This is a genomic window from Streptomyces polyasparticus (genome assembly GCF_014493765.1).
Lineage (GTDB): Bacteria > Actinomycetota > Actinomycetes > Streptomycetales > Streptomycetaceae > Streptomyces > Streptomyces polyasparticus.
Map to the genome: position 1 here is coordinate 82,652 of NZ_JACTVJ010000010.1, position 19,139 is coordinate 101,790.

The following is a 19,139-nucleotide window of genomic DNA, read 5'->3' on the forward strand; positions in this document are numbered from 1 at the left end:
CAGGAACGAAGGAGTTCCCCATGAGCACACCACGCAAGGTCCTGGTCATCGGCGGCGGCGCGGCCGGCAATGCCACCGCGATCCTCCTGCGCCGCGACGGCATCACCGTCGACCTCGTCGAAGCGAAGGACGACTGGAACGCCACCGCGGGCTCCGGCATCACCCTCCAGGGCAACGCCCTGCGCGTCCTGCGCGAACTCGGCGTCTGGGACCAGGTCAGGACCTCCGGCTTCGCCTTCGACTCGGTCGGCATCACCGCCCCCGACGGAACCGTCCTGCACGAGGGACGCGACCTGCGCACCGGAGGCGACGACCTGCCGGCGACGGTCGGCATGCAGCGCCCGCACCTGCAGCAGATCCTCATCGACGCGGTCCGCGCGAGCGGTGCCACCGTCCGTCTGGGCACCACCGTCACGGGTATCGACCAGGACGCGGACGGTGTCTCCGTACAGCTGAGTGACGGGACGCGGCACCGCTACGACCTGGTCGTCGCCGCCGACGGCCTGGGCTCCGCGACCCGGGCGCTGATCGGCATCCCCGACCGTCCCGAACCGACCGGCATGGCCATCTGGCGCGTCGCCGCGCCCCGGCCCGCCGGCGTCGAACGGACCGATCTCGCGTACGGCGGCCCGGCGTTCATCGCCGGCTACTGCCCGACCGGCCCCACGACGCTGTACGCGTACGTGGTCGAGCCCAAGCGCGACCGGGACGCCATACCCCCTGGGGCGTACGCAGAGGAGATGCGGCGGATCGCCACCGCCTACGGAGGCGCCTGGCCGGCGATCACCGCCACGATCACCGACCCGTCGAAGGTCAACTACACCTGGTTCGACCGTCTGTTGGTCGAGGGTTCCTGGCACCGCGGACGGGTCGTCCTGACCGGTGACGCCGCGCACTGCTGCCCGCCCACGCTCGCCCAGGGCGCGGCTCTCTCGCTGGAGGACGCCTGGGTGCTCGCCCAGATGCTCACCGTCGGCGACGACTGGCACGAGAAGCTGCTCCAGGCCTACTACGAGCGGCGGATCACCCGCGTACGCCCGGTCGTTGAGGCCTCCGTCCAGATCGGCCAGTGGCTGCTCGGCGGCGTACGTGACGCGGACGTTCCCGGCCTGATGGCCCGCACCATGCACCTGCTCAGGGAGCTGCCGTGACCACCGAAGCGCCCACGGTCGATGTCCATGCCCACGTCCTGCTTCCCCAGGTCGACGAGCTCGTCACGGGTCTGCCCGGCCACGCCCGGGCCAGGGAACTCGACGCCCGGCGCAACGGCCCCGATGCGCTCGCGGTCAGCGGCGCCATGATCCGCGACCGGATCACCGCCCTCACCGATCCGGCCGTGCGGCTCGCGCGGATGGACGCGCAGGGCGTCGACGTCCAGCTCGTCAGCCCCTCGCCCTCGCACTACCACTACTGGACCGACGCCCCCATGGCGGAGAAGGTCTGGCGCCTCGCGAACGAAGCCACCGCGGACCACTGCACCCAGGCACCCGGCCGGCTGCGCGGCCTCGGTCTGGTCCCCCTGCAACACCCCGAGCAGGCCGTCGAGGCCCTCGACCACGCCCTCGGCCAAGGCCTGGCCGGGGTGGAGATCTCCAGCCACGCCCCGGGACGGGAGCTGTCCGACCCGGCGTACGAACCGCTGTGGGCGCGGGCGGCCGAGACCGGGGCGATCGTCTTCCTGCACCCCTTCGGCTGCACCCTCGACGAGCGCCTCGACCGCTGGTACCTCTCCAACACCGTGGGCCAGCCCACCGAGAACGCCGTCGCCCTCTCGCACCTGATCTTCTCCGGGGTCCTCGACCGGCACCCCGGCCTGAAGATCGTCGCGGCGCACGGCGGCGGCTATCTGCCCACCCATATCGGACGCAGCGACCACGCCTGGCGCGCTCGCCCCGACGCGTCGGCGGGGTGCGCCGAGCCACCCAGCAGCTACCTGCGACGGCTCTACTTCGACTCCCTCGTACACGACCCGCACGTCCTGCGGGCGCTCGTCGAGACGGCCGGCGCCGACCGGGTCCTGCTCGGCTCGGACTTCCCGTTCGACATGGGCTCCGACGACCCCGTCGGAGCGCTCCACGCGGCAGGGCTGCCCGCGGGCGACATCGCCGCCATCCGCAGTCACAACGCCGCCGACCTGCTCCACCTCACCTCTGCCTGAGGAGGCACCCACGATGAACTCCCGCCTGCTCACCCACCTGCGCCACGTCGACCTCGCCGTGCCCGACTACGACAAGCAGCTCGACTTCTACGCCGGCGTCTGGGGCCTGACCCCCGTGGTCGAGGACTCCGGTATCTCCTTCCTCGCGGCCGAGGGCAGCCCCGAGCAGTACGTCGTACGGCTGCGCAAGGCCGAGGAGAAGCGCCTCGACCTCGTCTCCTACGGCGCCGCAACCCCCGCCGACGTCGACACGCTCGCCGAACAACTCCTGGCCGGGGGAGTGCAGTTGATCGCGCAGCCCGGCAGCGTCGACACCCCCGGCGGGGGCTACGGCTTCCGGTTCTTCGACGTGGACGGCCGCACCATCGAGGTGTCCGCCGATGTCCAGGTCCGCAAGCACCGCAAGATCGAGGAGAAGGAGGCCATCCCGGTCAAGCTCTCCCATGTGGTGCTCAACTCGCCCGACCTCGACCGCACACGCGACTGGTACGAACGCCACCTCGGCTTTCGGCTGTCGGACACCCTCAGCTCTCCCCACATGGGCGAGGTCATGCACTTCATGCGGATCAGCACCCAGCACCACTCCATGGCCCTCGCCAAGGGCCCGCACACCGCGCTGCACCACATCTCCTTCGAGATGCGCGGGCTCGACGAGTACATGCGCGGCTCCGGGCGGGTCATGCGGGCCGGATTCACGAAGATCTGGGGCCCGGGGCGGCACATGGCCGGCGACAACACGTTCACGTACTTCCTCGACCCGCACGGCAACACCGTCGAGTACACCACCGAGTTGGAGGAGCTCGACGAGGACACCTGGCATCCCCACGTGTACGACTTCTCCCGGCCCGAGGTCACCGACCAGTGGGGCACGGCCAACCCGATGAGCGAACTCGTGGCCAAGGAGTCGTTCAACGACCCCGACCGCGGCTGCTTCGTCGCACCGCCCGTATGAGCCCCCTTTCCTCCTCCTTGGAGCCGCCCCATGCGCTTCGCCGCGTACGCCTACCGACACCGGCAGCACGTTGCCGTCGTGGAAGAAGACGGCACTCTGTTCCCGCTGCCGGGCGTCACCTCGCTCATCGACCTGATCCGCGAGACCGGCGGGCTGCGCGGCCTCCTCGCGGCCGGTGCGGCGGCACCGGACGTACCGGCGGGTCCTCATGTCTCGCAGGTCCGGCTGCTCGCCCCCGTACAGCCCTCCTCGATCAGGGACTTCGTCACGTTCGAGGAGCATGTCGAGGGCGTACGCAGGTCGGTGAGCGGTGCAGCCGGGGTGCCCGACCAGTGGTACGACGCACCCACCTTCTACTTCTCCAACCCGCACGCGGTGTTCGGCCCTTACGACGATGTTCCGATGCCGCCCGGCTCGTCGGTGCTCGACTACGAACTCGAAGTGGCCGCCGTCATCGGCCGCGACGGGCACGACCTCACCCCGGAGCGGGCCCGGGATCACATCGTCGGCTACACGGTCTTCAACGACTGGTCCGCCAGGGACCTCCAGTCCGCCGAGATGAAGGTGGGCCTCGGCCCCTGCAAGGGCAAGGACACCGCCACCACCCTCGGCCCGTACCTGGTGACCGCCGACGAGCTGGAGCCCTACCGGGACCCCGACGGTTTCCTGCGGCTGGCCCTGACGGCCGAGGTCAACGGCCGACGGGTCGGCTCGGACCTGCTGTCCAACATGAGCTGGACGTTCGAGGAGATGACGGCGTACGCCTCGCGCGGCACCCGGATCGTGGCGGGTGACGTCCTGGGCTCCGGCACCTGCGGCAACGGCGGCTGCCTCGCCGAACTGTGGGGCCGCAGCGGCGAACAGGTCCCGCCGCCGCTGCGGCCGGGGGACACCGTCACCTTGACCGTGGAAGGCATCGGATCCCTCACGACACGGATCGTCCCGGGCCCCGCACCCGTCGGCCTGCCCCGCGCCCGGAGCCGCAGCCGCGAGCGGCCGTGAGAGGCGTGCGCCTCACGGAGAGAACGTGAACCTCGGGTTGTCCGGCCCGGGGTTCACGTGTCGATCAGGGCATCCACCACGGCCTTGGCCACCCGGCTCGCCCGCTCCGGTGTCCAGTAGTCGGGCTCTTCCAGCGTGGACACGTAGTAGCCGCGGGTGAGCAGGGAGAGGACGTCGGCCACGAGGGCGGCGTCCGACACTCCCGCGGCGGTGGACGCGTCGCGGAACTCGTCGCGGGCCTCGCGCGGTTCCTGGCGGTCGACGCCGGCCGGGTCGGAGTGGGCCGAGGCGAGCATCTCGAACCAGAGCGAGCGGAGGAGCAGGTCCTCGGGCTCGGTGCTCAGGTGCCACTCGACGGTGGCGCGCAGCCGGTCGGGGCCGGTCAGATCGCCAAGCCGGTCCTCCTGCTCGGCCCGCCACCGGGACTCGGCCGCGCGCACGGCGTTGGTGATCAGCGCGCTGCGGGTCGGCACGTAGTTGGTGACCATCGCCGTGGAGCCGCCGAGTTCCTTGGCCACGGCGCGGATGGTGATGGCGCGCGCACCGTCGCGGGCGGCGACAGCGAGGGTCGCCTGGGCGATTGCCTGGCGGCGCTGGACTTCGTCGACGTCGATCGGCATGGAATCAACCTAGCTGAGTGGGGGGTTGACGCTGGACGCGCCTAGATGCAACGTTGTTATATCACGACGTTGTCTCAAAGTTTGCTTCCCTGGAGGGCTTCATGAGCCTTGCCGTTCGACGTGTCCTGCCGGAACCTGTCCCTCCGTCCGCGCGGCAGCACATGGTGCGCATGCGCGACGGAGTGCAGCTGGCCACCGATGTGTACGGGGCCGGCCGGGAGGCGCCCGCGCCGACGGTCCTGGCGCGTCTGCCCTACGACAAGAACAGCCGGTACGTCTTCTTCGACAGGATCGCGGAGAGGTTCACGGCGCACGGATACGTCGTGGTGGTGCAGGACGTGCGGGGCAAGTTCCGCTCGCAGGGCAGGACGCTCGGCTGGACCGGCGAGGTCGACGACGGTTACGACACTCTTGAGTGGATCGTCCGCCAGCCCTGGTCCGACGGGACCGTGGGCATGTTCGGGGACTCGTACTACGGCTTCACGCAGTGGTCGGCCGTCTCCAGTCAGCACCCCGCGCTGCGCGCCATCGTCCCCCGGGTGACCAGCACCACGAACGCGCCGGGGATCGCCACGTACGACGCGGGCGCGGGGCGCCAGCCCTTGTGGCTGGAAGGGGCCACCTATCAAGCGCAGGTGTGGACGGACAACCACATCCACGAGTTCGAGGTCGACTTCAGCCGCCGCCCGCTCATCGCCGCCTACGAGGAGGCGTTCGCCGCCATCGGGAAGCGCTCCGCCGGCTTCGACCTCGTCGTCGGGGGCATCCCGCTCGACCCGTACAACGGGCCGCACCCGTACGACGCCCGGCCCGTACCCGTGCTGCACTGCGCGGGCTGGTTCGACAACCTCGGCACCGCCCACCTGCGCGACTACGAGGAACTGGCCAAGCGCCCCGGCTGGGCCGCCGTTCAGTACCTCATCGCGGACACCATCGACCACGAGAACTACTTCCTGGAGGACGCCCCGGCGACCCCCGAGAGCGACCACATGGTGTCCGTCGAGGCCCTCGAACGGAAGCTGGACTCCTACACGGGGCCCGCGATCGAGTTCTTCGACGTCTTCCTCAAGGGCGCCGCGCATCCCGACACACTGCCGAGGGTGCGCTGGAAGCTCGGCCACGTGGGCTGGCGCACGGCGGCCGGCTGGCCTCTGCCGGAAGCCAGGGCAACGGAGTTGTACCTGACGGACCCGGCCGCCGCGAGCGGCACCGTCCCCGGTGGGGGACTGGCCCCGCGCCCCGACGACCGGGCGGAATCGGGCCAGTGGCGCTACGACCCGGACGATCTCGTGCCGTCGGCCGCGACCGACACCTTCCTGCAGCTGCGCGAGCACGCCGACGAGCGCCGCACCCTCGACCGGGACGACGTCCTCGTGTTCACCGGCGCCGCCGCCACCCGGCCGCTCGACCTCGCCGGTCCCGTGCACGCGGTGCTGCACGTCGAGAGCACGGCGCCCACGTACGACTTGTTCGTACGCCTCCTCGACCTCGCCCCCGACGGCACGGCACGCCTCATCCTGCGCGGCTGCGCCCAGGCCGACCGGCCCGGCGAGGTCGAGATCGCGCTGGGACACACCGGCTACCGGGTGCGTCCTGGCCACCGCCTCGCGCTGATGATCGCCGGCAGCGACTTCCCGAACCACCTGCCCAACTCCGGCTCCCTGGAGAGCCCTTGGCTCGCGACCACCCCCAAGGCGAGCCTGCAGCACCTGCGTACGGGTGCCGCCCACCCGTCCCGCCTGTGTCTGACCGTCCTGCCCGACAGCGGTGACGGAGGCGAAGGAGGGGGTCCACGATGAGTCTGCGCTTCCTTTCGGTGCGGCTCGGCATGCTCGTCCTGACCGTGCTCGTCTCCAGCCTGGCCATCTACGGCGCGATGTTCCTCACCCCGGGGGACCCTGCCACCTTGCTCGTCGGGGGCAGCCGCAACCCCGATCCCGCCGTCCTGGCGCAGATCCGCAGCGACTACCACCTGGACGACCCGTTCCTCGCGGGCTACTGGCACTGGCTGAGCAACTTCCTGCAAGGCGACTTCGGCCAGTCCCTCGTCTACCGCGACTCCGTCACCGGCCTGATCGGCGATCGCGCCGGCGACACCGTGGCCCTCGTCGCCTACGCCGCCGTGCTCGTGCTGGCCGGCGGCATGCTCATCGGCACCGTCGCCGCGCTGCGCGGCGGGCGCACGGAGGCGCTGGCCACGACGCTGACCGCAGGTGCGATGGCGGTGCCCACCTTCGTCATGGCGGTGCTGCTCATCTGGCTCTTCGCCGTCCGGCTCCCGTGGTTCCCCGTGTACGGATCCGGCGAGGGCTTCACGGACACGCTGGCGCATCTGACGCTGCCGGCCGTCGCGCTGGCGCTGAGCTGGATCGGATACGTGGCCCAGGTGACGCGCACCGCCGTGCGCGGCGAACTGCGCTCCGAGCACGTGGAGACCGCCCGCAGCCGTGGCGTACCCGAACGCGTCGTGATCCGGCGGCACGTGCTGCACAACGCCTCCGGAGCGATGTTCGCCGTCTCCGGTGTCGGCATCGCCGGACTCATCGCCACCGCGGCCGTCGCGGAGCAGGCGTTCGGCACCGGAGGGCTCGGCGCCCTCATGATCGAGGCCGCGTCCAAGCAGGACATGGCCGTCGTCCAGGCCGTCTCCCTGATCTTCGTGATCGTCTTCGTGGTCATCAACACCGGCGTCGATCTCATCAGCGCCGCCGTGGATCCCCGTATCGCCGCACAAAAGGGGGCCATCCGATGACCACCATGCCTGCTGCCCTGTCCACCCGCCCCCGGGCCAAGCGGCGCACCGGCCGCATCGACCCCCTCACGCTGGTCGCGGGCGGTGTGGTCGCCCTGTTCGTTCTCCTCGCGCTGCTCGGACCGCTGCTCGCCCCGCACGACCCGAACGCCGTCGACCCGCTCAACGTCAACGCCGGTCCCTCGGGCGCCCATTGGCTCGGCACGGACGACACCGGACGTGATCTGCTGTCCCGGCTGATCGCCGGGGCACGGGCCACCCTCGCCGCGCCCGCCGCCGTGATCGCCGTGTCCACCGCGCTCGGCACGCTCCTCGCGCTGACCGCGGCCTGGTTCGGGGGCTGGCTCGACCGGTTCGTCTCCGGAGCATTGGACGTCGTCTTCGGCTTCCCGGGGCTCATCCTGGCCGTCCTCGTCGCCGCGGTCTTCGGCGCCGGACTCACCGCACCGATCGTCGCCCTGTCGATCGCGTATCTGCCCCTGATCACCCGGGTCGTACGCTCGGCCGCGATCAAGGAACGCCATCTGCCCTACGTGGCGGCGCTCCAACTCCTCGGCGCCCCCACGGCGCGCATCTGGCTGCGGCACCTGCTGCCCAACCTGCTGCCGCTCGTCCTCGTCCAGGCCACGATCGGCTTCGGCTACGCGCTGCTCGACGTGGCCGCGATCTCGTTCCTCGGCCTGGGCAGCCAACCCCCGGACCCCGAATGGGGGTTGATGGTCGCCAACGGCGCCCCGTCCATCCTCGCCGGCCAGCCACAGCAGTCGCTGTACGCGGGCATCGCGATCCTGGTCGTCGTCGTCGCGTTCAACCTCCTCGGGACGGGTCTGTCCCGACGTCTGCTCGGAGAGAGCGCATGACCGAACCGCAGAATGCGTCGCCCCTGCTCCACATCGACGGGCTCCGCATCGACCTGCCCCTCGACGGCGCACCGCGCACCGTCGTCCACCGCGCCGATGTCACCATCCCGGAGGGCCGAGCCGTCGCCCTGGTCGGCGAATCCGGCTCGGGCAAGTCACTGACGGCCCGCTGCGTGATGGGGCTGCTGCCGGGCAGCGCCCGCATCCACGGCGACGTACGGTTCGCGGGGGAGTCGGTGCCGGGGATGAACGCCGAGCGCCTGCGCGCCTTCCGTGCGGCCGAGGTCGCCATGGTGTTCCAGGACCCGCGGGCGCACATCAACCCCGCCCGCAGCATCGGCGACTTCCTCATCGAGGGCCTGACCACGGCGCGCCGCGTCCCTTCCGGAGAAGCCGTCAAAAAGGTCACCGGCATCCTGCGCGAGGTCGGCATCCCGGACGCCGACCGCCGGATGCGCCAACGCCCCCACGAACTGTCGGGCGGACTGCTCCAACGCGTCATGATCGCCGCGGCGTTGGCCGTGGAGCCGCGGCTGCTGCTCGCGGACGAGCCGACCACCGCGCTCGACGTGACCACGCAGGAGGAGGTGATGGCCATCATCGGCGAGGCGCGCGAAGCCCGCGGTCTCGCGCTGCTGTTCATCACCCACGACCTGGAGCTCGCGGCCGCCGTCAGCGACCGCGTCGTGGTGATGTACGCGGGATCGACCGTGGAGGAACTCCCCGCCGCCCGCCTGCGCGCGCACGCCGCCCACCCGTACACCCGCGCCCTGCTCGCCTCCCGCCCCTCGGTCTTCGACGAGGCCGCGGAACTCCGCTCCATCCCCGGCCGGCCCCTGTCCGGCTTCGAGGCGCCCGAGGGCTGCGCCTTCAGCGACCGCTGTACGCACGTCCAGGACGTCTGCCGCAGCGAGCGCCCGCAGCCGTCACCTCACGGAGACGCATTCGCGGCCTGCCACTTCCCGTACGTTCTCGCCTCCGAGGAGACCGCCGACCATGCTTGAGGTACGCAACCTCCGTAAGGAATACGGGGAGTTCGTCGCCGTGGACGAGGTGACGTTCGCGCTCCCGGAGCAGGGCGCCCTGGCCATCGTCGGCGAATCCGGATCGGGCAAGACCACCACCGCGCGCATGATCGCCGGGCTCGAGGCACCCAGTGGCGGGAGCGTTGTCGTCGCGGGCGAGGAGCGCCCGGCGGGGCGACTGCGCGCCCGCGAGCGCCGCGTCCGCGCCCGCCAGATCCAGATGGTCTTCCAGGACCCTTATGCGTCGCTCGACCGGCGCCAGCGCGTCGGGGACGCCCTCGCCGAGGCGGTCGGCTTCCACCAGCGGCTGCCGGCGGACGGGGTGCGTGCCCGCGTGGCCGAACTCCTCGACATGGTGGGCCTGGACGACCGCCAGGCACGGGCCCTGCCCAAGGCACTCTCCGGCGGCCAGCGCCAACGCGTCGCCATCGCCCGCGCACTGGCCGCCGAGCCGCGCCTGCTCATCCTGGACGAGGCGATCGCCGCGCTCGACGTATCCATCCAGGCCCAGATCCTCACCCTGCTGCGCCGCATCCGTACGGAGACGGGGACGGCGCTGCTGTTCATCACGCACGACCTGGGCGCGGTGCGCCACATCAGCGACGAAGTGCTGGTGATGCAACACGGCCGAGTCGTGGAACACGGCCCGGTGGCCACGGTGCTCGGCGCCCCCCAACACCCGTACACCCAACGCTTGGTGGCCTCCATCCCGAAACCGGGCTGGACACCGCGACGGAGGGCGGAGCGGGCGGCGGCCTGACCGCGTGTGAGTCTGCCCCAGAGCGAAGACGGCTGTCCCGACAGGGGGCGGGACAGCCGTCTTCTTTGCTGTTGCCGGGGCGTGGCTCCTGTGGTGCGCGGGGAGTTGGGCAGTCAGTCCGCCGGCTTGCTGAGGACGGCAGCGGTCCAGGCCGGGCTGTGGCTACTTCTGCGGTGCTGCCAGCCCTAGCGTGCGGATCAGGTCGTGCATGTCGGCCTCGTAGAGCTTGGCGGGGTCGGCGACCTGGTGGCGCAGGTGTCCGTAGATCTCCAGGGTGAGCAGGCCGTGCATCCGGCTCCACAGGCGCAGGCAGAGCGCCACGGCCGCAGGCGGCAGGTCGGGGAAGGACTCCCGGGTCAAGGTGGCCAGGCTCGGCTGGAAGTCGGACCAGCCGTAGTCGCAGGCTTCCTGCGAGGCGGCGGCGTGGGGCCAGGCCGAGGCCACCAGCTCGAGAAGGACCGTGCACAGTCGGTGCTCGGCTTCCTGCGCGGCGCCGGCCTCCGGGGGTTGATAGCCGGGTACGGGATCGCCGTAGATCAGACGGAATTCCTCGGGGTGGGCCACGGCCCAGGCGCGGTAGGCGCGGGCGTGGGCCAGCATCTGTCCGGCCGGGTCGTCCGACGGTGCGTTGCGGTGCGAGGCCTCGAGCGTCTGGGCAAGGGACTCGTAGACATCGACGGTGAGCGCCGTGATCAGGTCATCGCGATTGGTGAAGTAGCTGTAGATCGCCCCCGCCGTCATGCCCATCTCGCGGGCGATGGCGCGCAGCGAGATGGCGGCCGGGCCGCCGGTCGCCATGTGCTTGAGCGCGATCGACTTGATCTCGCCCGTGGTCTCCGCCCGGAGACGGGCCCGTCGGCTCTGCGTCGCATCTCCCATGGTTGACACCCTAACAGCGTTGAGTCAGAGTACGCCGCGTAAAGATTGAACGCCGTGTAGAAATAGATAGGCGTTCAGAATCTGTCTCGCGCTCAGAGAGCGGACGAGGGCCGGGGCGGCAACGGTGCGGCCCCCAACTCCCCTGCCATGCAAGAAGGAAGCAAGACGTGGTTGATACCGTCCCCAAGATCCGGCAGCGGACCGGGCCGATGCTCGCGCTGCTGGCGTTCGCCCAGTTCATCGTCGCCGTCGACTACAACATCGTGTTCGTCGCACTGCCCGAGATCGGCAGCGCGCTCGGTTTCAGTGCCCAGTCCCTGCAGTGGGTCGTCAGTGCCTACGCCGTGGCGTTCGGCGGATTCCTGCTCTTCGGCGGCCGGCTCGTGGACCGCTTGGGCGCCCGCCGCATATTCATCCTCGGCCTGACCGTCTTCGGCCTGGCCTGTCTCCTGGGAGGCTTCGCCGAGAGCCCGGCCGTGCTCATCGCCGCCCGCGCTGTCCAGGGATTCGGCGCCGCGCTCCTGTCCCCGGCGACGCTGGCCCTGATCAACACCCGCTTCACCGAAGGGGTGCAGCGCAACAAGGCCTTCGCCGTCTGGGGCGCCTGCGGGAGCGGCGGCCTGGCCGCCGGTGCCCTGCTCGGCGGTGTCCTCACCCAGGCCTGGGGCTGGGAGTGGGTGCTGTTCGTTCTCGTCCCCTTCGCCCTGCTCGCGGCCGCCGTCGCGCCCGGCATCCTTGCCCCGGACCAGCGCTCCACCGCAGATCGGGGCAGCTTCGATGCAGTGGGCGCGATCCTCGCCACCCTTGGTTCGTCGCTGATGGTGCTCGGCCTGGTGAGCGGCCCGGAAGAGGGCTGGGGCTCACTTCGCGGGGCCGGATCGATCGTCGCCGGCGCGGTGCTTCTCGCCGTCTTCGCCCTCGTGGAGAGCAAGGTCCGCAGTCCGCTGGTCCCGATGCGACTGTTCCGTAACCACAGCCTGGTCACGGCGATTCTTGTCATTCTCGTCTTCCAGAGCGCTCTGGGCGGCGCGTACTACATCTTCACCAACTACCTGCAGGGGGTGCTCGCCTACGACGCCCTCGAGGCAGGCCTGGCCTTTGTGCCGCTGACCGTCATCTCGATGGCCGCCTCACTGAAGCTCGCGGGAATCCTGCTCGGCACATGGGGGGCGCGGGCCACTCTGTTCACCGGCATGCTCGTCAATGGCGTCGGCATGGTCGTGCTGGCCGTGGCCATGTCCACCGGAGCCCCCTTCTGGGCCCTGGTGCCCGGCCTGGTCATCTGGGGCATCGGCGGCGGCGTGACCTTCCCCGCGATGTTCGCCGGCGCCGCCTCCGGAGTTGCTCCGCAGGAGGCCGGGGCCGCCTCCGCGCTGGCCACCGCATCCCAGCAGATCGGCGGCTCCGCAGGCCTGGCCCTGCTGGTCGCCGTAGCCACCGCGGGACTGGCCTCGGACTCTGGCGTCGCACCGGCCGTGGCGGATGTCGCCGACGGCCTGCGCACCGCGATGTGGATCGGCGGAGCCGCCTCCGTCCTCGGCGGACTGCTCGCCTTCACCCTCAAGAAGCCGGGAGCGGCTCCAGGGCCGGAGGGCATCGAGTTCCCGCAGCGCCAACCGGGCGGAGACAGTATCCCGAGCAGTCGCTGACCGTCATTTGCCGGTTTCATGGCCCACGTCGAAGAGCGTCGGCCATGAAACCGGCAAACGGGCTGGGGGAACGATCACTCACCGCGCGGGAAGAGATCTCCCGGCCCGAGAAGGCCCAGGCCACCCTCACTCGTGAACACCCTTGCCGCGCAGGTCTGGTCACGCGAGAGTGCGACTGGCGGGGTTTGGGGTCCTAGCGCGACAAGGTGAGGGGCTGGCCGGTGTGCAGCAGGGATCTGGCTGACAAGGAGGCGGCGATCGCCCAATTCCTCCTGGACTACCCGCAGGCAGCCGATGCCGGCCGCGGCCATCCTGCCCTGCGCGGATGTGAGGATGTCCGCTGGTCCGCGTTCCCGGAGTGCCCTGCGGCCATCCCCGTACTGCTGCACGGACTTCTCGATCCGGCCGCCGCCTTCGAGGCCAAGCGGGTCCTCACCAATTCCCTGCTCAACAGCGTCAGAGAGATGAACGCGGCCATGCCGGCCGCACTGCCGTTCCTGCTGCGCCTCGCAAGTGACCCACGGATTCCCGCGCAGTCCCGCCTGTTGAGCCTGGTGGTCTCGGTCGCGGGGTTCTCCGAGCCGATCGATGGCCGCAACGAGGCCATGGTGTATTGGTTCGGCAGTGACTGCGATCATCCCGAGCGCGAACAGTGCCGGGCGGTCTTCGCGGAGCATGCGAGCGTGGTTGCGGAGCTGGCGGAACACTTGAGCAGCCCTGACGACCGAGCACAGCTTCGGCGGGTTGCCGGACTCCTGTGAGGTCTCGTCGATCACGGTCACCTGGTAGACACAGCGCGTGTCTTATTACGCGGACTTGACTCCGTACACGTATGACTGGGACAACCGGGCGCGAGATGCGACGGGTCTCTGGAGGGGCGTCCCCTTGGTCAACGTTGGCTGGCTCGAGCGCGGAAAGCCGTACGAGAAGGGGGTTGCTCCCTCCGGCCTGGCCGACGTGCTGAGCGCCATGAGCCACACGCGCCGAGCTCGGCAGACTCGCGGCCACCACTCCTGCCCGTTCTGTGCTTCTCGGATCCTCGGCAGTCGGGCCGGCCATCCGAAGGGCAGTGCCGAGATATGGGTGATGGGTGGAGACGTCGCCTACGCCGCACCTGAACTGATCGCTCACTATGTCGCGGCACACGAGTACTTGCCGCCAACCGCCTTCGTAGAGGCGGTTCTCGCAGCGCGTCGGGACCCTAGGACGTTCCTCGCTCAACGGAGGCGAGATTCTGGGTGAGGCCCGCCGGCATCCGCAGGACGATCCCCGACGCGACGCTGGAATCGGGCTCCAGCGCAACGGCGCTCAAGAGCAGGTCGCGGCACTGACTCCTTCCGCACGCCGCCAGATAGACAGGCCACCGCTCATGCTCGTCGTCGCTTGCGGCGCTCATCGCCGAACCGGTGCAGCGCGCCAACGCGTCGAGTACGTCGTCCAGACGTCCGTCCGCCCCCACCTTCGCCGCCCCTCCCTCCGCCATCGCTGCCCGCGTGATCAGTCCGTCAGCGGGGTCAGCGGATCCGGCCGGGACAGGGTCTCGGACAGCGGCAGTCCCTCCCGAGTGGCAACGGTCCGGCGGATCCGCAGTTCAGCCCGTGTCCGCGGCCGGTACTCGGGTTCCTTCGCGCACCCGCAGGCCGACAGCCCTTCGTAGCGGAGACCTTCGCCCAGCACCGCAGCCACCACGGACCAACCGCGGACATCGCGCCTGCGCGGCGGAGCGAAGTCGTGGCCGGCGCAGAGAAGGGGGCCCGAACAGTTCGGGCACAGGTGCTCCCGCTGCGGCCAGGCATGCTGCTTGAAGCTGACACGGCACGAGACGCACGCGTAGTGCAGCTTGTAGGAGGTCATGGCGTAGAAGCACACCTGGTCACCGTAGCGAGCGGTCTTTCAAGCGGGCCACCCGTTTCCATCGGCCGGCAGCCCACCATCGGATACGACGACCAAGGGGAGTCCGCCACTAGTGTGCCCCGGCAGTCGCGATGGATGCCGGGGCACACGGGCAAGAGGTGGGCGCAGGCGGTCAGTTGCCCTGCGCCCAGGACAGATCCGGCCTGCTGCGCGGCGCCCGCGCCTCGATCGCCGATGCCACGTGGAGCAGCAGATCCTCCTGGAAGCGGCCGCCGATCAGCTGCACACCCGAGGGGAGTCCGTCGCGCAGGCCGGTCGGGACGGAGATGGCCGGGAAGCCGAGGACCGGGACGGACTGCATGGGCCACTGCGCGGTGAGGAGTTCGGCGACGCGGTCGTTGCCGGCGAGGTCGGCGTCCTGCTCGAACGGGGGCTCGGCGCACACCGGCGTCAGCACGATCCGGTCCCGGCCCAGGAACTCCTGGAGGCGGTTGATCAGCGTGCCGCGGCGGGCGTAGCCCTTGATGTAGTCGGTGAGGCTGGGCTGTTCGCCCCAGATCTGCGCCGCGGCGTCGAAGGACGCGGCGAGCGAGACCCGTACGCTCTCGTCCCCGAAGGTGTCGATCTCGTACATCATCGTCTTCAGTTCTTGGTAGAGCAGCAGCGACCACAGCCGCGCCGCCTCACCGAGCAGCGGCAGTTCGACCTCCTCCACCTCGTGCCCGGCCTCGGCGAGCCAGCGCGCCGCGTCGTCGACGGCCGCATCCACGGCGGGGTGCGACTTCGTGACGCCGGCGTCCCGTACGACCGCGACCTTCACCGGGCCGCCCGGCTTGCTGAGCGAGGGACGTACCGGCAGGCCGACGGGGTCGTTCAGGTCCGGGCTGATCATGGCGTCCAGACCGAGGCGTACGTCGTCGACCGTCCAGCCGAGCGTTCCGTGGACCGCCATGGTCTGGAAGGACAGGGGAGCGTCGAACTCCTCCATCCCGCGCGGCTCCATCCCGGAGACCAGACCCACGGTGGGCCGCAGGCCGACGGCCCCGCAGCAGTACGCGGGGAAGCGGACCGAGCCGCCGATGTCGTTGCCCTGCGCGATGGGTGTCATGCCCGCGGCGACGGACGAGGCTGCGCCGCCGGACGAACCGCCGGGGGTGTGACCGGGGTCGTACGGGTTGAGCGTCTTGCCGTGCAGGTCATTGCCGGTGAACCAGCGCACCGCGAACGCCGGGCTGTTGCTCCGGCCCAGCAACGTGGCACCGGCCGCCCGCAGCCCGGCGACACAGACGGCGTCGCCCTGCGCGATGGCGCCCGCCCAGGCGGGGACGCCGTGCGAGCTGGCGTAGCCGCGCTGCGCAGTGTTGATCTTGATGGAGACCGGGACACCCAGCAGCGGCGGCAGGTCCCCACCGGCCGCCACCGCGCTGTCGGCCGCGGCGGCCTGGGCGAGCGCCTCCTCGGGCCGGATGTCCACGAGGGCGTTGAGCGCCGGATTGGTCTCCTCGATCCGGGCGAGAAACGCCTTGGCGACCTCTGTCGCGGAGAAGGTCTTCGCGCGGATGCCGGCGGCCAGTTCGGCAGCCGAGCGGTCCCACAGCGGCGCGCTGCCGGCGGTGTCGGTCATCGATATCTCCTGAGTCGAGGTCTGAGGCGATGCGTGCGTCGAAGCCTGAGGTGCGTTCCGAGGCGAAGGGGCGGCGGTCACTTGGCGGTCCCTCCCAGGTGTGCGGCCCACGGCATGCCCATGTACGCGAAGGAGGCAGGAGCTCCGCTGATGCGCTTGTTCATGAACATCCGCTCGTGCGTGGTGGCCAGGAACACGGCCGGCAAGGTGGGCGTGAACAGAGCCTGGGCCTTGGCGTACGCCTCGGCCGAGGCGGCGGGGTCGGACGCGGTACGCGCCTGGTCGAGCAGTCGGGTCACCTCGGGGTTGTGGTAGCGGGTCCAGTTGAAGATGCCCCGGGGCGTGACGCTCTCGGCGACGTACGAGGCCGGGTCGGGCATCGTGACATAGCCGAAGGTGAGGACGAGATCGAGCCCCTTGCGTACCGACGGGTCGTAGAAGAGCGAGGACATCTCGGTGGGCTGGAGCTGCTTGATCTCGATGCCCACGCCGATCTTCTTGGCCGCGGCCTGGATGAAGGTCAGCGCCTGCAGTCCGCGCTGGTCCCCGGCGGGGATGGCCGCCACCAGCGGGCGCGTGGCCGGACGCGCCTGCGCGACCAGCTTCTTCGCCTTCTCCACGTCCGTCTCGGGTACGTCGGGCAGGGCGGCATAGGCCGTGTCGAAGGTGTCCGCGGCCTTGTCCCCGCGCCAGGTCAGCGGCGGCACAAGGGACTTGAGGGTGGTGGCGTCGCCGCCGAACACGTTCTTGATCAGCGCCTCGCGGTCGATGACCAGGGAGAGCGCGTCGAGCAGCCTGCGATCGGCCGCGGGCGACTCGGCGTTCGCCGGCATCAGCAGCACGTTCTGGGTCGAAGGACCGAGGTATACGGTGCCGTTCCCGGCCTTGCCGAGTGCGGTGGCGCTGCTGGGCGGCAGCTCGTACGTGCCGTCCACCTCGCCGGAGAGCAGCGCGCTCGTGAGGGTGTTGTTGTTGGTGATGAACTTGAACTCGATGCTCTTCGCCTTGGGCTTGAGCCCGGTGTCCCAGTAGCCGTCGTGACGTTCGAGGGTGATGCCGCTCCCGGACTTCCAGGACACCGGCCGGTACGGCCCCGTGCACATCAAGCCGCCCTTGGCGCTCCCGTAGGAAGGACCGGCCTTCGCGGTGAACTTCTTCTGGCTGACCGCGCCGAACGAGGTGGCGAGCGCCTTGGTCAGCGCCTGGTCGTACCCCTTGGTCCGCAGCGTCACCTGGTGCGGTCCGGTGGCCTTGATCGAGGTCACCGTGGCCAGGTAATTCCCGTACAGCGCCTGGGTCTTGGGGTCGCGCTGGCGGTTCAGGCTGTAGATCACGTCCTCGGTGGTCATGGGTGTGCCGTCCCAGAACGTGACATCGTCGCGCAGGTCGAGCACCAGGGTGCGGGGGTCGGTCCAGGTGACCTTCCGTGCGAGGCCGGGGCTCAGGGAGAAGTCCGCGTTCATGCGGGTCAAGGTGTCGCAGAGGTTGGCCTCGACGGCCTGGGGCGAGTAGTCGCCGATCTTCGCGGGGTCCAGCGTCGTCGGTTCGCCGTACGGAAGTGCCCAGGTGATGCGGTCGACTTCGGCGGTTCCTGGCGCGGTCGTGGTGGTCAGGCGCCCGGGCTCGGGGGCGGTGTTGTCGCCGTTGCCGTTCGATGCGCCGGTACAGGCGGTGGTGGCCAGGAGGCCCGCGCTCGTGAGCAGCGCAAGCACCGTCTTCTTCGCAGCCATGGCTGGTGCTCCTTGCCGAGAAGGGTGAGGAGAAGGGAGACAGGAGAGGGGGGTGAGAAGAGAGCGGGGATGCCGGAGGACGCTCGACAGGGGAGAGGGAAACCGCGCCGACGAGCCGTCGTAAATGAATGTCATATAACGCTGTTGCATCTCACGCTTGCATCTGGTGAGCTAACGCGTCAAGTGCAAGACGTGACCAACTTGCGAATCGGGCAGGGCCTCGCGTGCGCCGCCCGTTCGCAGAAGCGGAGAACTGCCATGTCCTTCACGCCCGCCCTGGAGTTCGCGTTCGAGATCCGGGCCGAGGTCGCGGAGACCCTGCATATCGGCAACGGTGACGGTGAGGTCACCGAGTTCACCCCGATCACCGGAGGTTCCGTGGAGGGCCCCCGGCTTCGCGGAAAGGTCCTGCCCGGTGGTGGCGACTGGAGCAGCACGCGCGGGGAGGTGTGCGAGCTGGAGGCCCGCTACTTGGTCCAGGCCGAGGACGGTTCGGTGATCGACATCGTCAACCGCGGCTACTACCGGCCCAAGGCCGACTCCCCGGATCAGTTCGACGGTGATCTGCAGGTCACCGAGGCCGGTCACTACTACCGCACCTCGCCGGTCTTCCGTACGGACGCGCCCGCTCATCGCTGGCTCGCCGGGACGGTCTTCGTCGGGCTCGCCCGGCCGGACGGCGACAACGTCGTGGTGATCCGTATGTACGCCCTCAAGTAGGGCCCTGGAGAAGCGGGTTGGGCGGCAGGCCGGGTGGCGGGTCGGCGTCGGTTACGACAGGGCCCGCCACGATCCGACCAGGGCCTGCCGGAACGCGGTGACCTCCTCGGCGCTCATGCCCTCCGTCATGCGCTTCTCCAGGGCGCGGGCCGGCCCGGCGTACTCGGCGAGGAGGTCCCGACCCGGGGCGGCGAGCAGGATCAGCCGCTCGCGGCGGTTGGCCGGATTGGGCTCGCGGCGGATCAGGCCGCGGCTCTCCAGGGCACGCACCATGTCGGCCATCGACTGGGCGGTGACGAAGGAGTCGCGGGCGAGCTGGGCGGCGGAGATTCCGTCGTGGCGTTCGAGGACCGTGAGCGCGGTGTACTGCAGCGCGGTGATCCCGGCGGGCTTGAGCAGCTCGTCCAGGCGGGCGCGTACCGCCAGCTCCGTCCGCTTGAGCAGGTAGAGCAGCGAGGTGCTCACGTCGTCCTCCCGTGGTGACGCCTTCTCCTGCCGCCGGAGTGGCGGAGGCTCCCTCACCTTAAGTCATTGACAGGAATCCTGATGATGCG

The 19,139-nt window shown here is 70.2% G+C and carries 20 protein-coding genes; 13 read left to right on the top strand and 7 right to left on the bottom strand.

The annotated features are described in order from the left end of the window. The first annotated feature begins 20 nt into the window (after positions 1–20). The 4 genes from H9Y04_RS19775 to H9Y04_RS19790 are packed head-to-tail and all read left to right on the top strand — an operon-like array spanning position 21 to position 4,112. A complete protein-coding gene (locus H9Y04_RS19775; protein WP_187815262.1) occupies positions 21–1,151 on the top strand; it encodes an FAD-dependent oxidoreductase in 1,131 nt (376 codons plus the stop codon). Further along, positions 1,148–2,158 carry an amidohydrolase family protein gene (locus tag H9Y04_RS19780; protein ID WP_187815263.1) on the top strand — a complete coding sequence of 337 codons (1,011 nt, stop codon included), beginning with the start codon at positions 1,148–1,150 and terminating at the stop codon, positions 2,156–2,158. Before H9Y04_RS19775 ends, H9Y04_RS19780 begins: the two co-directional genes overlap by 4 nt. 13 nt (positions 2,159–2,171) lie before the next feature. Next, positions 2,172–3,110, top strand: coding sequence for a VOC family protein (locus tag H9Y04_RS19785; RefSeq protein ID WP_187815264.1), 939 nt, complete (start codon positions 2,172–2,174; stop codon positions 3,108–3,110). 30 nt (positions 3,111–3,140) lie between these two features. Then, positions 3,141–4,112 (top strand): fumarylacetoacetate hydrolase family protein, encoded by a 972-nt coding sequence (locus H9Y04_RS19790; RefSeq protein WP_187815265.1) that lies wholly within the window; start codon positions 3,141–3,143, stop codon positions 4,110–4,112. A 53-nt stretch (positions 4,113–4,165) separates the two neighbouring features. On the opposite strand, the gene H9Y04_RS19795 is transcribed toward H9Y04_RS19790, so the two are convergent. Continuing rightward, positions 4,166–4,732 (bottom strand): TetR/AcrR family transcriptional regulator, encoded by a 567-nt coding sequence (locus tag H9Y04_RS19795; RefSeq protein ID WP_187815266.1) that lies wholly within the window; start codon positions 4,730–4,732, stop codon positions 4,166–4,168. 170 nt (positions 4,733–4,902) lie between these two features. Between H9Y04_RS19795 and H9Y04_RS19800 the strand changes: the two genes are divergently transcribed. The 5 genes from H9Y04_RS19800 to H9Y04_RS19820 are packed head-to-tail and all read left to right on the top strand — an operon-like array spanning position 4,903 to position 10,129. After that, entirely contained in the window at positions 4,903–6,531 is a 1,629-nt protein-coding gene (locus H9Y04_RS19800) for a CocE/NonD family hydrolase (protein WP_236071118.1), read from the top strand. Next, complete coding sequence (locus H9Y04_RS19805) at positions 6,528–7,484, top strand: ABC transporter permease (protein ID WP_187815268.1); 957 nt, start codon at positions 6,528–6,530, stop codon at positions 7,482–7,484. The genes H9Y04_RS19800 and H9Y04_RS19805 overlap by 4 nt, the downstream gene beginning before the upstream one ends. Beyond that, positions 7,481–8,344, top strand: a complete 864-nt coding sequence (locus H9Y04_RS19810; protein WP_236071120.1) for an ABC transporter permease — start codon at positions 7,481–7,483, stop codon at positions 8,342–8,344. Before H9Y04_RS19805 ends, H9Y04_RS19810 begins: the two co-directional genes overlap by 4 nt. Then, positions 8,341–9,348, top strand: coding sequence for an ABC transporter ATP-binding protein (locus H9Y04_RS19815; RefSeq protein ID WP_187815269.1), 1,008 nt, complete (start codon positions 8,341–8,343; stop codon positions 9,346–9,348). The genes H9Y04_RS19810 and H9Y04_RS19815 overlap by 4 nt, the downstream gene beginning before the upstream one ends. Continuing rightward, positions 9,341–10,129: an ABC transporter ATP-binding protein gene (locus tag H9Y04_RS19820; RefSeq protein WP_187815270.1), complete on the top strand. Its 789-nt coding sequence runs from the start codon at positions 9,341–9,343 to the stop codon at positions 10,127–10,129. The genes H9Y04_RS19815 and H9Y04_RS19820 overlap by 8 nt, the downstream gene beginning before the upstream one ends. A 162-nt stretch (positions 10,130–10,291) precedes the next feature. Here the strand turns inward: H9Y04_RS19820 and H9Y04_RS19825 are convergent, their stop codons facing one another. Beyond that, positions 10,292–11,008, bottom strand: coding sequence for a TetR/AcrR family transcriptional regulator (locus H9Y04_RS19825; RefSeq protein ID WP_187815271.1), 717 nt, complete (start codon positions 11,006–11,008; stop codon positions 10,292–10,294). A gap of 167 nt (positions 11,009–11,175) precedes the next feature. On the opposite strand from H9Y04_RS19825, the gene H9Y04_RS19830 reads away from it, so the two are divergent. The 3 genes from H9Y04_RS19830 (at position 11,176) to H9Y04_RS48955 (ending at position 13,899) form a co-directional block, all read left to right on the top strand. After that, the gene (locus H9Y04_RS19830; RefSeq protein WP_214661402.1) at positions 11,176–12,657 is read left to right on the top strand and encodes an MFS transporter; all 1,482 of its coding nucleotides are present in this window, start codon (positions 11,176–11,178) and stop codon (positions 12,655–12,657) included. Between the two features lie 221 nt (positions 12,658–12,878). Beyond that, on the top strand, positions 12,879–13,418 hold the full coding sequence (locus H9Y04_RS19835; RefSeq protein WP_187815272.1) for a hypothetical protein: 540 nt from the start codon (positions 12,879–12,881) through the stop codon (positions 13,416–13,418). A gap of 37 nt (positions 13,419–13,455) precedes the next feature. Continuing rightward, positions 13,456–13,899 (top strand): DUF7919 family protein, encoded by a 444-nt coding sequence (locus H9Y04_RS48955; protein WP_498067166.1) that lies wholly within the window; start codon positions 13,456–13,458, stop codon positions 13,897–13,899. Here H9Y04_RS48955 and H9Y04_RS19840 read toward each other — a convergent pair. From H9Y04_RS19840 to H9Y04_RS19855, 4 genes are all read right to left on the bottom strand, one after another. Then, complete coding sequence (locus H9Y04_RS19840; RefSeq protein ID WP_187815273.1) at positions 13,859–14,116, bottom strand: hypothetical protein; 258 nt, start codon at positions 14,114–14,116, stop codon at positions 13,859–13,861. The genes H9Y04_RS48955 and H9Y04_RS19840 overlap by 41 nt on opposite strands. Before the next feature lie 38 nt (positions 14,117–14,154). Continuing rightward, a complete protein-coding gene (locus H9Y04_RS19845) occupies positions 14,155–14,511 on the bottom strand; it encodes a hypothetical protein (RefSeq protein WP_187815274.1) in 357 nt (118 codons plus the stop codon). 172 nt (positions 14,512–14,683) lie between these two features. Further along, on the bottom strand, positions 14,684–16,135 hold the full coding sequence (locus tag H9Y04_RS19850) for an amidase (protein WP_187815275.1): 1,452 nt from the start codon (positions 16,133–16,135) through the stop codon (positions 14,684–14,686). A 77-nt stretch (positions 16,136–16,212) separates the two neighbouring features. Beyond that, the gene (locus H9Y04_RS19855) at positions 16,213–17,865 is read right to left on the bottom strand and encodes an ABC transporter substrate-binding protein (protein WP_187815276.1); all 1,653 of its coding nucleotides are present in this window, start codon (positions 17,863–17,865) and stop codon (positions 16,213–16,215) included. A gap of 258 nt (positions 17,866–18,123) precedes the next feature. Here H9Y04_RS19855 and H9Y04_RS19860 point away from each other — a divergent pair, with 258 nt between their 5' ends. Continuing rightward, positions 18,124–18,585 (top strand): DUF3237 domain-containing protein, encoded by a 462-nt coding sequence (locus H9Y04_RS19860; RefSeq protein ID WP_187815277.1) that lies wholly within the window; start codon positions 18,124–18,126, stop codon positions 18,583–18,585. Between the two features lie 51 nt (positions 18,586–18,636). On the opposite strand, the gene H9Y04_RS19865 is transcribed toward H9Y04_RS19860, so the two are convergent. Further along, positions 18,637–19,050, bottom strand: a complete 414-nt coding sequence (locus H9Y04_RS19865; protein ID WP_308801041.1) for a MarR family winged helix-turn-helix transcriptional regulator — start codon at positions 19,048–19,050, stop codon at positions 18,637–18,639. Between the last annotated feature and the right edge of the window lie 89 nt (positions 19,051–19,139).

Excerpts from the sequence above, each read along its gene's own strand:
- H9Y04_RS19790 (WP_187815265.1), top strand. The coding sequence starts at position 3,141 with ATGCGCTTCGCCGCGTACGCCTACCGACACCGGCAGCACGTTGCCGTC.
- H9Y04_RS19855 (WP_187815276.1), bottom strand. The coding sequence starts at position 17,865 with ATGGCTGCGAAGAAGACGGTGCTTGCGCTGCTCACGAGCGCGGGCCTC.
- H9Y04_RS19850 (WP_187815275.1), bottom strand. The coding sequence starts at position 16,135 with ATGACCGACACCGCCGGCAGCGCGCCGCTGTGGGACCGCTCGGCTGCC.
- H9Y04_RS19800 (WP_236071118.1), top strand. The coding sequence starts at position 4,903 with ATGCGCGACGGAGTGCAGCTGGCCACCGATGTGTACGGGGCCGGCCGG.
- H9Y04_RS19805 (WP_187815268.1), top strand. The coding sequence starts at position 6,528 with ATGAGTCTGCGCTTCCTTTCGGTGCGGCTCGGCATGCTCGTCCTGACC.
- H9Y04_RS19820 (WP_187815270.1), top strand. The coding sequence starts at position 9,341 with ATGCTTGAGGTACGCAACCTCCGTAAGGAATACGGGGAGTTCGTCGCC.
- H9Y04_RS19785 (WP_187815264.1), top strand. The coding sequence starts at position 2,172 with ATGAACTCCCGCCTGCTCACCCACCTGCGCCACGTCGACCTCGCCGTG.
- H9Y04_RS19810 (WP_236071120.1), top strand. The coding sequence starts at position 7,481 with ATGACCACCATGCCTGCTGCCCTGTCCACCCGCCCCCGGGCCAAGCGG.
- H9Y04_RS19825 (WP_187815271.1), bottom strand. The coding sequence starts at position 11,008 with ATGGGAGATGCGACGCAGAGCCGACGGGCCCGTCTCCGGGCGGAGACC.
- H9Y04_RS19795 (WP_187815266.1), bottom strand. The coding sequence starts at position 4,732 with ATGCCGATCGACGTCGACGAAGTCCAGCGCCGCCAGGCAATCGCCCAG.
- H9Y04_RS19845 (WP_187815274.1), bottom strand. The coding sequence starts at position 14,511 with ATGACCTCCTACAAGCTGCACTACGCGTGCGTCTCGTGCCGTGTCAGC.
- H9Y04_RS19860 (WP_187815277.1), top strand. The coding sequence starts at position 18,124 with ATGTCCTTCACGCCCGCCCTGGAGTTCGCGTTCGAGATCCGGGCCGAG.
- H9Y04_RS19775 (WP_187815262.1), top strand. The coding sequence starts at position 21 with ATGAGCACACCACGCAAGGTCCTGGTCATCGGCGGCGGCGCGGCCGGC.
- H9Y04_RS19815 (WP_187815269.1), top strand. The coding sequence starts at position 8,341 with ATGACCGAACCGCAGAATGCGTCGCCCCTGCTCCACATCGACGGGCTC.